This is a genomic window from Kutzneria chonburiensis, from assembly GCF_028622115.1.
Taxonomy (GTDB): domain Bacteria; phylum Actinomycetota; class Actinomycetes; order Mycobacteriales; family Pseudonocardiaceae; genus Kutzneria; species Kutzneria chonburiensis.
Window position 1 is genome coordinate 4,544,912 of sequence record NZ_CP097263.1, and the last position, 13,928, is coordinate 4,558,839.

The following is a 13,928-nucleotide window of genomic DNA, read 5'->3' on the forward strand; positions in this document are numbered from 1 at the left end:
CCCGACGACTCGATCCAATGGTTCAGACCAATCGTAACGGTGACCGGCCAGTAGGAGAACGTGCGCGGGGACACGTTCATCCCCGCAGGTACCCGGTCTCCGCGAAGACGGCGGCGGCCGCGTCGTCGCGGGCGGCGGCCAGGGCCATGCCCTCCAAGAGGCGGTAGCCGGCGGCGCGAGCCATGTCACGGGCCTGCACGGCCTCGGCCACGGCCCGGTCGTGTTCCCCCAGGTCATGACGGGTTTCGGCGCTGCCGATGAGCGCCGTGCAGGTGAGGTACGCGGCGTCGACGACGTCGGCCATGACCAGGGCACGGTCGAACTCGGCGGCGGCCTCCTCGACAGCGCCGGCACCACGCAGGGCGTTGGCCAGGGCGACGTGACCGCCGCACTCGGTGTGCTGGTCGCCGGTCCGGCGGGCCAGCTCGATCGCGCCACGGGCGTCGGCCGCGGCCTCGGCATGCCGGCCGGCCTCGCACCGAATCCGGGCCAGCAGGGCCAGCGACTCGGCCTCGTCCTGAATCCGACCGATCTCCCGGTAATACGCCAGCACGGCCGTCACCTGGGCCTCGGCGTCGTCGAACCGGCCGCGCAGCCCGGCCACCGCGCCGAGATAGTACCGCGCGTCGGCCTCGCCCTGACGGGAGCCGAGCTCGCGGTTGATCTCCAATGCGGCGAACAGGCTGCGCTCGGCGTCGATCAACCGGCCCAGTTGAGCGTGCACGGCACCGAGGTTGACCAGCGTCGCCGCCTCCAGCTGACGCGCGCCGGCCCGGCTGCTCCGCTCCCGGCCTTGCGTGTAGCGCTCAGCGGCCTGTCTCAGGTCGCCACGGACCTCGTCGATCAGCCCCAGGTTGATGAAAGCCGACGCCTCGCCCGCACCCCAGCCGGCAGCCTCGGACAGCCGCAGGGAGGAAAGATAGTGCTCGGTCGCCGGCTGGTAGTCGTTGCGGGCCTGGTTGGCCAGCGCGAGGCTGAAGTTCATCGCCGCCTGCCCACGAAGATCACCGTCCTCAGTGGACGCCACAAGTCCTGCCCCAGCAACGGAGAACCAGTCGGTGAACTCTCGGGTCTGGTAGAAGTAGCCGCGCAGTGCGTCGGCGAGCAGCCAGCTGGTCGGCCGCGGGCCGTGCACTGCGGCCGCGACCAGATTGGCCCGCTCCGCGTTCAGCCAAGCCTGCGCCTTGGCCCACTCGGTGAACCGTGACGGCTGCTGTGAATCCCTTGGCAGCCGGAGCATGTAGGGATAGAGCAGCTCGACAGCGTCGGACACTGTCTGTAGGTAGAACCGGGTGAGGCGGTCCACCGCCGCGGCGCGCTCATCGGGGCTTTCCTCGGCGACGCTGCGTTCTCTGGCGTAGCGGGACAGCAGGTCGTGCAGGAAATACCGGCGGCCTTGCACGTGCTGCGTGAGCAGATGTGCGGCGGCGAGCTGGTCCAGCAGACGGGCCGCCTCGGGTGCATCACAATCGGCCAACACGGCGGCCGCCTCGGCCGTCACGTCCGGCCCCGGAAGCAGACCCAGCAAGCGAAACAGGCGCTGATACTGAGGTTTGAGGGCGCCATAGGACAGATCGAAGGCCGTCCGGACCGCACCCTCGATACCGTCGGCGGACCGCAGCTCCGCGATGTAGGCGTCGACCGTCTTCTGTGGATTGTAGACAAGATGCGCTGCCGCCATGCGCAACGCCAGCGGCAGATGCGCGCAGGCCAGCGCCAGCGCCGGATCGGCCCGATTGCCCAATGCCTTGCGTAGCAGGGCATCTGACTCATCGGCGGTCAGCACGTCCAGCGGCACGCGGATCGCGCCGTCCCGGGCGACCAGCCCGTCCAGGCGCTCACGGCTGGTCACGACCACCACGCAACCCGGGTCGTTGGGGATCAGCGGCCGCACCTGGTCCACGCCGGCGACGTTGTCCAGCACGACGAGAATTCGCTTGCCGGTCAACCGGGTTCGGAACATCCCGGTCGCGTCGGTCAGGTCCGTCGGCAGCTCGGTCGGCGGCACGCCCAGCACGCGCAGGAACCGCAGCAGCGCCTGCTCCGCGCTCAGCGGCGGATCGGAGGAGTAGCCACGCATGTCCAGGTAGAGCTGCCCGTCGGGGAAACGGTCGCGGCGCAGGTGGGCCCAGTGCGAGGCCAGGGCCGTCTTGCCGACGCCGGCCGTGCCGACGATCGCGCCGATCCGCACGGCCAGGCCATCGCCGCCGGTCGCCGCGTCCAGTTTGGCGATGTCCTTGTCCCGTCCGGAAAATCCGGTCACGGGCGGCAGCATCGACGGCAGCCGCAGCTCGGCCTCCAACTGCCGGAACTCCGTGCCAGGATCCATCCCCAGCTCATCGGCCAGCCAGTTCCTGGTTCGCCGCAACACTTCCTGCGCCTCGCCGGCCTGTCCCCCGTCAGCAAGAGCCCGGGCCAAGCAGCCGACCAGCCGTTCCCGCGCCGGGTGTTCGGCGGCCAGCTCGGTCAGCTCGTCGATCACGTCTTCGTGCCGGCCCAGGCGCAGCAACGCCGCGGCGCGGTCCTCGATCGCCACCAGGCGCGTCTCCTCCGCGCCGGCGCACAGTCGTTGCCGCGTCGCGTCTTCCGCCGTGTCGGCCAGCGCTGGACCCCGCCACAAGCGCAGCGCCTCGCCCAGCAGGCCCACCCGCTCTTCGTCGTCGGCCAAGCCGGCCTTGGCCACCAGGGCCGTGAAGCGGTGCACGTCGACCAGCAGCGGGTCGGCCCGCAGCAGGTAGCCCGCGCCGTGCGTCTCCAGCTCCACGCCCAGGCCGGCCAGCCGCGTCCGCAGGTCCGAAACCCCCACCTGGATCGCGTGCGCCGCCCGCCTCGGCGGCGAGTCCGGCCACACCAGCTCCTCGATGCGGGCCAGCGGCACGACCTGGTTGACCTGCCAGGCCAGCACCGCGAACATCAGCCGCCGCTGGCGCGGTCCCAGCGGCACGTCCCGGCCGCCCACCGTCACCCGGACCTCGCCGAGCAGCGCGATCTGCACGTGCCCTCCAGTCCGCAGGATGCTGCCTCCTGCGTACTGTATGCGATCTGCGGCGCTAGTCGAAGCGCACGAAAGCGCGCAGTGTGCCCGGGCCGAAGTCGCGGATCTCGGCGTAGCCGAGGGCCTCGTAGAAGGCGCGCTGCGCGGGCTCGTCGTCGGTCAGCAGCACCTTCTGGCGGACCGCGGCGTAACGCTCGATCACGGCGTTGACCAGGGCGCGGCCGATGTTGCGGCGCTGCGCTTCCGGGTGCACGAGTACGTCCTGGAGGTAGCAGATGGTGGCGTCGTCCGAGATGGCCCGGGCCAGGCCGACCAGGCGGCCGGCCAGCCGGGCGGTGACCACATAGGACGAACCGGCGACGGCCGCGCGCAGCAGATCGGGGTCGGCGGTGTACGCGGTCCAGCCGACGGCCTGGTACAGCGGCAACAGCTCGTCCAGCGACTTTTCCTCGGCGATCACGGGCTCGTCCATGCCCCGCACTCTAGGGTCCGACGAGCCGCGCCACATCGAGTTTCGACTTGAGCTGTCCGTACGTCAACATCAGGTCGGCGACCCGCTGCAGCCGGTCCCGGGACACCGAGGTCGGGAACACGGGGATGGCCACCTCGCGGGCAATGTCGGCCGTGACACCGCCGACGAAGGTCGGCAGGATCTGTTGCACGGCACCAACATCGCGGGCGTCGGCGGCACCGTGTTCGATCGCGCGGCGGAAGGCCGCGACGGCGGCGGGATTCTGCTGGGCGAACGTGGACAGGGCGAAGTAGCCGGCGATGGGCAGGTCGTGCGCGGGACCCGGGCCGTAGAGGTCGACGACGGGAACGATGCCGCTCTGCCGGCGGGCGATGGTGATGAACGGCTCCAGCTGCAACGCGGCGTCGACTTCCTTGCCGGCCAAGGCCGCCGGGGTGTCGGCGTGGTGCACGATGGGCGTCTTGACGCTGCCGGGGTCGACGCCGTCGGCCTGGAGGATGGCCTTGAGCGCGAGCAGCGGGATGTCGTTGGGGGCGTTGCTGCTCACGGTCCGACCGGCCAGGTCCTTGGCCGAGTGGATGCCGGAATCGGGCCGCGTGGCCACGATCTGCACGTGCGGGCCGCCCTGCGAGCCGTCGGCCAGCACGCGGTAGTCGCCGGTGCCGTTGGCCTGCGCCTGGAACAGCGTGGCCCAGTTGCCGAAGCCGATGTCGATGTGGTCGCCGGCCAGCAGCGGCAGGCTGTCGGTGCCGCTCTTGGTCGGCGTGATCTTGATGGTCAGACCCTCGTCGCGGAAGTAGCCCTTGCTCAGGGCCAGGTAGAACGGGGCGGTGTCGATCACCTGCATCACGCCGACACGGATCACCGTCTCACCGTTGCCGTGCTGTTCCTGGGTTCCGTTGAGCACACTGCACCCGGTGACGGCGACCAGCACCGCCGCCAGCGCTATCCGGCGCATGCCTCACGCTCCTTTGTGGACGGTGCGCCAGCAGACCGTGGTGAAGGGGACATCGATCGGATCCGAGGGCACCAGTGAACGTTGTCGATCGAGGAATTCCTTTCGTGCCAATGGCTCCAGGGCGAGGACGTGACTGTAGGTGCCGAGCAGGGCCACCAGGTCGTCCACGTGCCGACGCCAGGTCCAGCGCAGCACGCGGTACTGCGGCGTGGCGAACGGCGCGTCGGCCGCCAGGATCAGCCGGCCGGGGCGGCGGGTCTCGTCGTGGGCCGAGGTCACCGGCCACCAGAACTTCGCGGTCCAGTCATCCACGATCTCGGGCAGATTCCACGCCGTGGCAAGAACTCCACCGGGCCTGAGCACCCTGGCCGCCTCGTGCGTGGCCCGCGGCTGGGCGAACCAGTGCCACGACTCGAAGGCCACCACCAGGTCCGCGCCGCCGCCCTCGACCGGGATGTTCTCGGCCGTGCCGGCCAGCAGGGTCGCCCCGTCCACCGCGAAGGCCGCCCGCATGCCCGGATCCGGTTCGACCGCCAGGGTTTCCTGAGCGAACCGAGCCAGCCGGCGAGTCTGAATGCCCGTGCCCGCCCCGAGTTCCACCGCCCGCCGACACGGCTGCGGCACCAGCCAGTCGAAGGCGGCGTACGGGATCTCGGACCGCGACCGGTGGTACGCCTCGGCCACGGCTCCGAACGGGCGGGACACACCGGCAGCATGGCGACCCGAGCCGTCGATCCGCCGCCTTTCGCTGACACGTCACCGGATCGGCGCACGCGAGCGGCAAGTTGCGGTGCGATTGCGATACCACCGCGGCACCGGGGTCAGGCGGTACCGTCCGGGTGATCGAGCGGAGAGCCCATGAGCGACTGGCCCACCGACCTGGTGACCGCGTTGCGGCTCGGCCAGCGGCTGGTCGCCGAGGTGCCGTCCGCCGGGCCCAACCGGCGGGCGTTCGTCGACATCACGCCGCACGCCACCGCGGCCGACGCCGAGGCCCGCGTCAACGGCTGGACGCGGTCCGACCACGAGCGCACCTTCACGCTGCGGCACTGGGACTACGACGCCGGCCGCCTGGACGGGTACGACTACGAGATCTGCGCGTACCTGATCCGGTCCACGACCGTCGTCGGCGAGCCGGACCTGGCCGCCGCTGTGCGCGCCTGGCGGCTGCATCCCGCGCAGTTCCAGTACCCCTGGCACACCGACGATCCCCGGTGAGCCGGCCCCGTTGTCACATGCGGACCGGATGTGCCTCAGGGAGGCAAGTATGACGCGCATGTGACATTCGACTGCGCGGGGTCAGAGCCTGGCGGCGATGTCGGCGATGTCGGCCGGGCCCAGTTGGCAGCAGCCGCCGACGATCGTGGCGCCGTCGCGCAGCCAGTTGCGCACGGCCGAGGGGTCGAAGGTGCGGCGGCCGTCCCAGGATCGGGCGACGGGATCCCAGCCCTCACCGCTGTTCGGGTACACGACAACGGGTTTGCCGCTGACCGCGGCGGCCAGCGGGACGGCGGCGGTGGCGTCGAGGGGATCGCAGCAGTTGACGCCGACGGCGACGATCTCCGGCACGGCGCGGACCAACTCGAACGCCTCGGCCAGCGGCTGGCCGGCGCGCGTGCACGGGCCGTCGATGCTGAACGAGAGCCAGGCCGGGATGCCGGTGCCGGCGATGATCGAGACCAGCGCCTCGGCCTCGTCAAGGTCGGGAATCGTTTCCAGGGCAAGCACATCGGGGCCGGCGGCGGCCAGCAGCTCGATCCGCGGGGCGTGGAAGTCGATCAGCTCATGGCGTGAAAGTCCGTAGCGGCCATGGTATTCGGAGCCGTCGGCCAGCACGGCGCCGTAGGGGCCGACGCTCGCGGCGACCCACAGCCGCCGGTCGTCGACCTCGGCCTGGTACGAGGCCTGCCGGGCCAGCCGGACGCTGAGCCGCAGCAGCTCGGGGGTCTCGTCGCCGAAGCCCTGGAACGAGGCCTGGTAGCTGGCGGTGGTGGCGATGTCCGCGCCGGCCTCGTAGTACGCCCGGTGCGCGGCGATGATCGCCGAGGGATCGTCACGGAGCAGCCGGGCCGACCACAGGTGGTCGGACAGGTCGTGGCCGGCCGCGGCCAGCTGGTTGGACAGTCCGCCGTCCAGGACGAGCGGCGTGTCCGTGCGGAAGGCCATGGTTACTGCGCCGGCCCCTTCGCGAGTTGCACGTTCACAGTCTGGTCCCCGTCGGCCGTCAGCAGACCGACCGACACCCGGTCGCCTGGGTGGAACTGGGTCAGCAGGTTGGTCAGCGTGTTGGCCGAGTCCACCGTGCGGCCGTTGATGGCCGTCACGACGTCGCCCTGTTGGATGCCGGCCGCCTGGGCCGGGGAGCCCGACAGCACGCCCGCAACAAGAGCACCGTTGGTGGCCTGCGCCCGCCGGCCGCGGCCGGTCTGCGGGTCCACCTGGACGCCCAGCAACGCCGAGTCGCCGATATGCACGGTCGCGCTGGACTGGTGCTGGGTGATCTGCTTTTCGATGGACATCGCCTGGTCGATGGGGATGGCGAAGCCCTGGCCGCCGCCGGTCGGCTGACCGCCGCGGTTCATCTGGAAGCCCTGCGAGGCCGCCGTGTCCACGCCGATGACCTGTCCTTGCGAGTTCACCAACGGGCCGCCCGAGTCGCCCGGCTGCACGTTCGCCGCGACCTGGATCAGGCCCGTGAGCTGCTCGGATGTGCCGTCCTCGCTGGACGCCGTGATCGACTGACTCAGGCCCGTGACGCTACCAGCGGCCACACTGGGTGCGCCGCCGACGCCGCCCGCGTTGCCGATGGCCAGGATCTGGTCGCCCTGGGCGACGTTGGCCGAGGTGCCGATCGGGGCCGTCGTCAGGCCGCTGGCGTTCTGCAGCTGGATGACCGCGATGTCGTGCGACCGGTCGTAGCCCACCACGCTGGCCTGGTACGTCTTGCCGTTGCCGATGTCCACCCCGCTGATGCTCGTCGCACCGTTGATCACGTGGTTGTTGGTCAGCACCAGGCCGTCGGCCGTCAGCACGATGCCCGTGCCCGCCGCCTGGGCCTGCTGGAAGCCCAGCGTCGTGTTGATGTCGACCAGCGCCGGGTCGATCTTCGCCGCGATGCCGTCGCTGTCCGCGGGCGTCTGCTGCTCCGTGTGGCTCGGCTGGCCCGGCAGGTTGTACTGCTCCGTCGGCCCGCTCGACGCCTGACCGTGCAGCAGCGTCGGGATGTAGTTACCCGCCGCCGCGCCCAGCGCCACCCCGGCGGCGACCGCCAGCACCACCGTCAGCACCGTTCTCCCCGTCCGGCGCGGTGGCGGCGGGGGTGGAGGCGGCGGCGGGTAGCCGAAGTAACCGCCCTGGTCCGGCTGCTGCGGGTAGCCGTACGGCTGGGTCATCGCCCTCTCCTCAGTCATCCCTGCCTACCACTACACCTCGCGTTCCTGAGACCAGCCTGAGTGCAGGCTGTCAAGGGAGGGGTAAGAATGGGCGCATGGACGACGGCGATGTGCTCGGACGGGTCAAGGCGCTGGTGGACGAGGAGCACAAGCTCCGGGGACACCACGAGCCCGACGCCGACCGGTTGGCGCAGGTGGAGGCGGAACTCGACCAGTGCTGGGACCTGCTGCGGCAGCGACGGGCCAAGGAGGAGTTCGGCCAGAACCCCGACGACGCCGCGGCCCGCCCGGCCCGCGAGGTCGAGAACTACCGGCAGTAGTGCCGAGGTGGGGGCCGGCGCGGTGGGCGTCGGTCCCCAGCAAGGCACACGGCCGGTGGTCACGCCCGGGCGTCGGGGCCGGTGCAGGTGTAGCGGCGGTGCAGGATGCGACGCCCGAGGGAATCGGTGACGCGGGGGCAGCGGCAGGCGCCGATGTCGAGGCCGTCCTCGACGGGGCGGGTGCGGTAGGTCGGCCGGCGCACGCGCTGGTGCAGGGTGGTCATGGCGGTGCCTCCTGGGTTCCGGTGGGGTACAGCTGGCGTACCCGCACCGAACCGCAGGTCAAACGCGAGGTGAACAGGGTTACCGGAATGGCCGCCGAGGTGACGGAGGGTGGCGGGGGCTGCGCCGAGCGTGGGAATCCGGTGCGGCTGCGCGTCCTCAGGAAGACATCACTACTCTCACGGTGTGATCGTCACTCATTCCACCGCCGGAGCGGTCCATGGCCGGTAACCGGTTCGGGCCGCTGGACCCGTTCTGCTTCCTGGCGGTCGTGCCGCTGGTGATCGTGGCGGTCGTGCTGGTCATCAGCGACCTCCTGGTGTTCGCGTTCGTGCCGCTGGTGCTGGCCGGACTGATCCTGCTGGGCGACAGCTGGGCCAACCGCCGACCGTCCTAGGCGTCACGGCGGCGCAGGAGATAGCCGCCGAGCACGAGGGCGAGCAGGGCGTAGCCGCAGAAAACCGCGAAACCGGCCCACGGGCCGAGCGTGGCCCCGGCATCGGGGTGCACGACCAGGACCTGCTGACCGGCGTTGCTCGGCAGGTAAGGGTTGATCTTCTCGGCCCAGTCGGACGGCAGGGCCTCGCCAAGGGCGGGCAGCACGAGCAGCAGTCCGAAGACGGTCGCGACGGAGCCGGCGGTGCTGCGCAGGACGAAGCCGACGCCGGTGCCGAGCAGGCCGACGACGGTCAGGTACAGCCCGGTGCCGATGACGGCCCGCACCACACCGTCCGCACCGAGGCCGACGTCGAGGTGCTGCCCAGCCAGGAACGCCTGCCCGACGAAGAACGCGGCGAACGAGGCGATCTCGGTGACGATCAGGGTGATGACGGCGAACACGACCGCCTTGCCGACGAGCACGGGCCAACGCCGAGGCGCGGCGGCGATGCTGGAGCGGATCATGCCGGTGCCGTACTCGCCGGTGACGACGAGCACCCCGAGCACGCCGATGACCAGCTGGGCGATGGCGTAGCCGCGCAGGCTGACCTGGGCCGGATCCAGCAGCAACTGCTGGGCGTGCGGCATCTTCGGGTACTGGTTGGCGGTCACGGCGGAGAACAGCGCGCCGAAGCCGACCATGGCCAGCACCATGCCGCCGAGCGCGAAGTACGACGATCGCAGCGACCAGAACTTGGACCACTCGGAGCGCAGCACGCGCGGCAGGGTGACGCGAACGTCGGCGGGCAGCGCGGTCCGCGAGACGACGGGCTTCGAGGCCACGGCAGTCATGACGCCTCCCGGTATTCGACGGCGTCCTTGGTCATGTCCATGAACGCCTCTTCCAACGACGCGGTGACTGGCGTGAGCTCGTCGAGGGCAATGGCGTGCCGGCACGCGACGAGCCCGATGGCGGAGCTGTCCATGCCGTGCACCTGCAACACATCCGGCTCGAGAAGGTCGACGGTCACGCCCGGACCGACCAGCCGCGCCCGCAGCTCCTCGGCCTCACGGGCCCGGACCCGCACGCTCTCGCCCATCATGGCGGTGAACTCGGCCATCGAGGTGTTGGCGATCAGCTTGCCCCGGCCGACGACGATCAGGTGGTCGGCGGTCAACGCCATCTCGCTCATCAGGTGCGAGGAGACGAAAACGGTCCGCCCCTCGGCGGCCAGCGCCCGCAGCAGGTGCCGGATCCAGCGCACGCCCTCGGGGTCGAGCCCGTTGACCGGCTCGTCCAGGATCAGCGTGGCCGGATCGCCGAGCAGCGCGGCGGCGACCCCGAGCCGCTGCCCCATGCCCAACGAGAAGCCGCCGACCCGCTTGCGGGCCACCTCGCGCAGCCCGACCAGGTCGATCACCTCGTCGACCCGGCTGCGCGGAATGCCGTGGGTGAGCGCCATGGCCAGCAGATGGTGGTACGCGGACCGTCCGGTGTGGACGGCCTTGGCCTCGAGCAGCGCGCCGACCTCCCGCAGCGGCGCGGCGTGCTCGGCATAGTGCCGGCCGTTGACCAGCACGTCGCCGGACGTCGGCCGGTCAAGACCCAGGATCATGCGCATGGTGGTGGACTTGCCGGCCCCGTTCGGGCCGAGGAAGCCGGTCACCGCCCCCGGACGCACGGTGAACGACAGGTCGTCGACCGCGACCCGCTCGCCATATCGTTTGGTCACACCGTTGACTTCAATCACGACCGTAGGGTGCTACGACCGTCCTGAGAGGGCTGTCAGAAACCCTGGGTCCAGGCGGCGGCGACGGCGGCCCGCGTCTTCACGCCGAGCTTCTGGAAGATCCGCGACAGGTGCGCCTCGACGGTCTTCGGGCTCATGAACAGCTGCTCGGCGATCTGCCGGTTGGTGTGCCCGGCGGCGACCAGCTCGGCGATCTGCCGCTCGCGGTCGCTGAGCTGCACGGGGGCGTCGGCGGCCGGCTTGCGGGTGCGCCCGCCGACCCGGCGCTGGTGGATCTCGGCCTGCCGGAACAGCGGTTCGGCCCCGCAGGCGGCGAACAATGCCTTGGCCCGCCCGAATTCCTCCATGGCGGCGGTGCGATCTTCCAACACGGAACCGGCGAACATATGGGCCTGTGCTTGGTAAAGACGCATGCCGGCGCCCTCGAATGCCGACGCCGAGGCGGCTGCGGCGGTCGCCGCACCGGCCTGATCTCCCTGCGCCAGCAGGATTGTCGCACGGGCCAAGCAGGCGTGGCCGCGATGACCGTTGAGGCCGCTGACCGAAGCCGTCATCTCGGCCCGCTGCGTGGAAAGCTCGGCCGCGGCGAGATCGCCGAGTGCCAGCTCGGCGTGCACGAGCGTGCGGAGCCAGGCCGCGCGGGTCGGGAATTCCAGCTGTGGCAAGGTTTCCCCGCCACCGATCTCCAACAGCGTGCTGCGCGCACCCGGGGCGTCGCCGGTGATCAGCTTGGCCTGGGCCAGCATGCCGGCGGCGATGGTCGGCCCGCGCCCGGCGGCACTGCCCATTTCGGACACTGTCTTTTCCGCTTCCCGCAAGGCGATCGCCGGCTCGCCGGTCCACAGCTGCACGGCCACGACGACACCGGCGGCCATGGTGCGCAGCTCGTCGCTGCCGACCAGCACGGCCGCCTCGAACGCCTCGTCGGCGTGCCGGGCGGCCTCGTCCAGCCGGCCGGTCCACAGGCAGGCGTAGGCCAGGCCGACGAGGATGTCGGCCAGCAGGTAACTGCGGCCGCTGGCCCGGGCCAGCTCGAGGCCACGGCCGAGGTGCCGCACGGCATCGTCGTGCCGTTCCAGGAAAACCTCGGTCCACCCGGCCCGCAGGATGGACTCCAGCTGCCCCATCAGCATCTTGTCCTGAGCCCGGTCGATCATGCGCACGGCGTTGTCGAGATGGGCCGCCGCCTCGGCGGTCGAGCCGTAGAAAGTGTGCGCCAGGGCCAAAAGGGCGGTGATGGTGGAGATCAGCTCGTGCTCGTTCTCGGCCGTCGCCGACTCCAGGGCGCGCTCACCCCAGCTGACGGCCGTAGCGAAGTGGCTGCCCCGCATCGCGCCGGCGGCGACCTCCAACTCCAGCGCGGCCTTGCCCTTGCCGGTGCCGAGTTCGCTGAGCAGCAAGCGTTTCACACCGGTCGGACTGCCCAACAGCCGCTCGACCATGGCCAGCGTGGTGACGGCCTCCAGCCGCTGCTCGCTCGGCCCGGCGGGTAGTCGGCCCAGCACCTCGTGCAGGATCTCACGGCTTTCGTTGAGCTGGCCGGCGACCGCCAGCGTATGGGCCAGCCGCATGGACAGCGCGGGCTGCTCCACAGCCCGATCTCCCAGTAGCCGCAACGCTTCCCGTAGCCAGTGCGCGGCACGGGCCGGGGCCAGCGAGGTGGCCTGGTCGGCCGCCTTCACGAGCACCTCGACGGCCCGCGTGTCGCCGATGGTCGCCGAGCGTTCCAGGTGAGTTGCTTGCACGGCAAGGGAAGCGCCACGTTCGGCCAGCAGGGCCGCGGCCCGCCCGTGCGCACCGATCCGCCAGCCGGCGCCGGCGCTGCTGTACACGACCGAGCGCAGCAGCGGATGTCGGAACTGGAAACGTTGCCCGGCAACGGATTGCCGAATCAGGTCGCGGGCGATCAGCTCGTCGAGCGCGTCCAGGGTGACGATGACATCGGTCTGCGCGACGGCCCCGATCAGCCCGGCCTCGAACTCCTCGCCCAGCACGGCGGCGGCCTGCGCGACCAGCCGCACCGACGACGCGAGATAGGCGAGTTCGCCGATGAGCACGGCCCGTACCGTGTCCGGCAGCTCGTCGCTGTCCCCGGGATCCAGTCGTAGCAAGGCATCCAGGTAGAACGGATTGCCGCCGCTGGCCAGGAAGAGCTCGGACCGACGCGCCGCCGGCACGGATTCCCCGCACATCAGCGCGGCTTCCATCGGCGTCAAGGGGCCGACCTCGATACGCCGCCACCACTCCTCCCGCCCCAGCGTGGAAAACGCCGTGGCCAGGCGGTCCGGCAGCTGCCGCGGGCGATAGGCCATCGCCAGCACGGCGGGGCCTTCGGGCGGGTGCCGCAACAGGTGCTCGATCAGCTCCACGCTGGCCTCGTCGGCCCAGTGCACGTCGTCCAGCACCACCACCGTGCCGGGCAGCAGCGACCGCGCCGACCGGTACAGCGCGGCCCGGCCGTCCGGGGTGTCCACGCTGGTCAGCAGGTCGATCCAGGCGTCGCCGAAGGCGTCGGAGAACATCGCGAACGGCAGCCGCTCGAACTCGGTCGCCTTGCCGCCGGCGACCCGCACCCGGCGGTCGGCAGCGCCCGCCCGCAGCTCGGCCAGCAGGGCCGTCTTGCCCATGCCGGGCTCGCCCACCAGTTCCACGACCCGGAAACCGCCGGCGTCGAGGGCGCGCGTCAGCTCCCCGAGCTGCGCTTCTCGTCCGACTACGCCGAATGCCACGCGCTGTCCTCCAGCCGAACCCCATGACCCCACGTATAGGGAAATGCCGGATGTTAGCGGAAAGGACGGATCGGCGAGGGTCTTCGGTGTCGCGGTCGAGCATGCCCGCCGATCGCGTAAAGAGAGGAATACGACCTTGAGTACGTCCCAGGCCATGCTGCCGGCGGTTCGGCGACCCGGCACGATCATGGCCGCGCTGATCGCCACCCTCGTCTCGGTGGTGGCCGGCGTCGCCGCCGCGGTCACGGTGTTCAGCGGCGGCACGAACATGGTGAAGTCGCTGCTGGAGGACCCGGACGTGCAGGCTCGACTCGGCCTGTCCGACGACCTGATCCAGACGGCGAAGCAGCTCGGCGACGACCTGTTCCAGCAGGTCCTCGACCAGGCGTACAGCACGCTGGCGGCCCGGGCGGCGTTCGCCGTCGTGCTGGCCGGCCTGCTGCTGGTGTTCGCCCTGCTGGCGCGGGGCGGTGCGCTGTGGGCCCGCATCGTGATCACGGTGCTCGGCGTGGTCGCGATCAGCCTGCAACTGCTGGTGGTGACCGATGTGGCCACCAGCGCGATGAAGCTGCTCGGCCTGCTCGTCGTGGCCAGCACGCTGGTCGCGGTGGTGCTGTGGTGGCTGCCGGCCAACGGCCGCTATGCCAAGGCGCGCAAGGCGCAGCACTGATTCAGGGGGTTGAACGTGCAGAGGCGGGGCCGACGTCCGCG

14 protein-coding genes are annotated in these 13,928 nt (G+C 70.9%); 4 read left to right on the forward strand and 10 right to left on the reverse strand.

Translation table 11 applies throughout. The features are described from left to right. Positions 1–76 precede the first annotated feature (76 nt). The 4 genes from M3Q35_RS20235 to M3Q35_RS20250 are packed head-to-tail and all read right to left on the reverse strand — an operon-like array spanning position 77 to position 5,130. Positions 77–2,995 (reverse strand): AfsR/SARP family transcriptional regulator, encoded by a 2,919-nt coding sequence (locus M3Q35_RS20235; protein WP_273943483.1) that lies wholly within the window; start codon positions 2,993–2,995, stop codon positions 77–79. Positions 2,996–3,050: 55 nt separating this feature from the next. Next, positions 3,051–3,467 carry a GNAT family N-acetyltransferase gene (locus tag M3Q35_RS20240; protein ID WP_273943484.1) on the reverse strand — a complete coding sequence of 139 codons (417 nt, stop codon included), beginning with the start codon at positions 3,465–3,467 and terminating at the stop codon, positions 3,051–3,053. A gap of 10 nt (positions 3,468–3,477) precedes the next feature. Further along, positions 3,478–4,425 (reverse strand): ABC transporter substrate-binding protein, encoded by a 948-nt coding sequence (locus M3Q35_RS20245; protein WP_273943485.1) that lies wholly within the window; start codon positions 4,423–4,425, stop codon positions 3,478–3,480. A gap of 3 nt (positions 4,426–4,428) precedes the next feature. Beyond that, entirely contained in the window at positions 4,429–5,130 is a 702-nt protein-coding gene (locus M3Q35_RS20250; RefSeq protein ID WP_273943486.1) for a class I SAM-dependent methyltransferase, read from the reverse strand. 153 nt (positions 5,131–5,283) lie between these two features. Here M3Q35_RS20250 and M3Q35_RS20255 point away from each other — a divergent pair, with 153 nt between their 5' ends. Then, entirely contained in the window at positions 5,284–5,643 is a 360-nt protein-coding gene (locus tag M3Q35_RS20255) for a hypothetical protein (protein WP_273943487.1), read from the forward strand. Between the two features lie 81 nt (positions 5,644–5,724). Here the strand turns inward: M3Q35_RS20255 and mmuM are convergent, their stop codons facing one another. Together mmuM and M3Q35_RS20265 are read right to left on the reverse strand one after the other, a co-directional pair. Then, positions 5,725–6,591 carry a homocysteine S-methyltransferase gene (gene mmuM / locus M3Q35_RS20260; RefSeq protein WP_273943488.1) on the reverse strand — a complete coding sequence of 289 codons (867 nt, stop codon included), beginning with the start codon at positions 6,589–6,591 and terminating at the stop codon, positions 5,725–5,727. A 2-nt stretch (positions 6,592–6,593) separates the two neighbouring features. Beyond that, on the reverse strand, positions 6,594–7,817 hold the full coding sequence (locus M3Q35_RS20265) for a S1C family serine protease (protein WP_273943489.1): 1,224 nt from the start codon (positions 7,815–7,817) through the stop codon (positions 6,594–6,596). Positions 7,818–7,912: 95 nt separating this feature from the next. On the opposite strand from M3Q35_RS20265, the gene M3Q35_RS20270 reads away from it, so the two are divergent. Beyond that, positions 7,913–8,137, forward strand: a complete 225-nt coding sequence (locus tag M3Q35_RS20270; RefSeq protein WP_273943490.1) for a DUF2630 family protein — start codon at positions 7,913–7,915, stop codon at positions 8,135–8,137. Between the two features lie 59 nt (positions 8,138–8,196). Here the strand turns inward: M3Q35_RS20270 and M3Q35_RS20275 are convergent, their stop codons facing one another. Continuing rightward, positions 8,197–8,361 carry a hypothetical protein gene (locus tag M3Q35_RS20275; protein WP_273943491.1) on the reverse strand — a complete coding sequence of 55 codons (165 nt, stop codon included), beginning with the start codon at positions 8,359–8,361 and terminating at the stop codon, positions 8,197–8,199. Between the two features lie 218 nt (positions 8,362–8,579). On the opposite strand from M3Q35_RS20275, the gene M3Q35_RS20280 reads away from it, so the two are divergent. Further along, complete coding sequence (locus tag M3Q35_RS20280) at positions 8,580–8,756, forward strand: hypothetical protein (protein ID WP_273943492.1); 177 nt, start codon at positions 8,580–8,582, stop codon at positions 8,754–8,756. On the opposite strand, the gene M3Q35_RS20285 is transcribed toward M3Q35_RS20280, so the two are convergent. The 3 genes from M3Q35_RS20285 to M3Q35_RS20295 are packed head-to-tail and all read right to left on the reverse strand — an operon-like array spanning position 8,753 to position 13,217. After that, positions 8,753–9,589, reverse strand: a complete 837-nt coding sequence (locus tag M3Q35_RS20285; protein WP_273943493.1) for an ABC transporter permease subunit — start codon at positions 9,587–9,589, stop codon at positions 8,753–8,755. The two genes, M3Q35_RS20280 and M3Q35_RS20285, sit on opposite strands and share 4 nt — an antisense overlap. Then, positions 9,586–10,488, reverse strand: a complete 903-nt coding sequence (locus M3Q35_RS20290; protein ID WP_273943494.1) for an ABC transporter ATP-binding protein — start codon at positions 10,486–10,488, stop codon at positions 9,586–9,588. Before M3Q35_RS20290 ends, M3Q35_RS20285 begins: the two co-directional genes overlap by 4 nt. Before the next feature lie 35 nt (positions 10,489–10,523). Continuing rightward, positions 10,524–13,217, reverse strand: coding sequence for a helix-turn-helix transcriptional regulator (locus M3Q35_RS20295; protein ID WP_273943495.1), 2,694 nt, complete (start codon positions 13,215–13,217; stop codon positions 10,524–10,526). A 136-nt stretch (positions 13,218–13,353) separates the two neighbouring features. On the opposite strand from M3Q35_RS20295, the gene M3Q35_RS20300 reads away from it, so the two are divergent. Next, positions 13,354–13,887, forward strand: coding sequence for a hypothetical protein (locus tag M3Q35_RS20300; RefSeq protein WP_273943496.1), 534 nt, complete (start codon positions 13,354–13,356; stop codon positions 13,885–13,887). The last annotated feature ends 41 nt before the right edge of the window (positions 13,888–13,928 follow it).

Bases quoted from the DNA above. Each gene is read 5' to 3' on its own strand.
- M3Q35_RS20285 (WP_273943493.1), bottom strand. From the start codon at position 9,589: ATGACTGCCGTGGCCTCGAAGCCCGTCGTCTCGCGGACCGCGCTGCCC.
- M3Q35_RS20245 (WP_273943485.1), bottom strand. From the start codon at position 4,425: ATGCGCCGGATAGCGCTGGCGGCGGTGCTGGTCGCCGTCACCGGGTGC.
- M3Q35_RS20255 (WP_273943487.1), top strand. From the start codon at position 5,284: ATGAGCGACTGGCCCACCGACCTGGTGACCGCGTTGCGGCTCGGCCAG.
- M3Q35_RS20275 (WP_273943491.1), bottom strand. From the start codon at position 8,361: ATGACCACCCTGCACCAGCGCGTGCGCCGGCCGACCTACCGCACCCGC.
- mmuM (WP_273943488.1), bottom strand. From the start codon at position 6,591: ATGGCCTTCCGCACGGACACGCCGCTCGTCCTGGACGGCGGACTGTCC.
- M3Q35_RS20270 (WP_273943490.1), top strand. From the start codon at position 7,913: ATGGACGACGGCGATGTGCTCGGACGGGTCAAGGCGCTGGTGGACGAG.
- M3Q35_RS20240 (WP_273943484.1), bottom strand. From the start codon at position 3,467: ATGGACGAGCCCGTGATCGCCGAGGAAAAGTCGCTGGACGAGCTGTTG.
- M3Q35_RS20265 (WP_273943489.1), bottom strand. From the start codon at position 7,817: ATGACCCAGCCGTACGGCTACCCGCAGCAGCCGGACCAGGGCGGTTAC.
- M3Q35_RS20280 (WP_273943492.1), top strand. From the start codon at position 8,580: ATGGCCGGTAACCGGTTCGGGCCGCTGGACCCGTTCTGCTTCCTGGCG.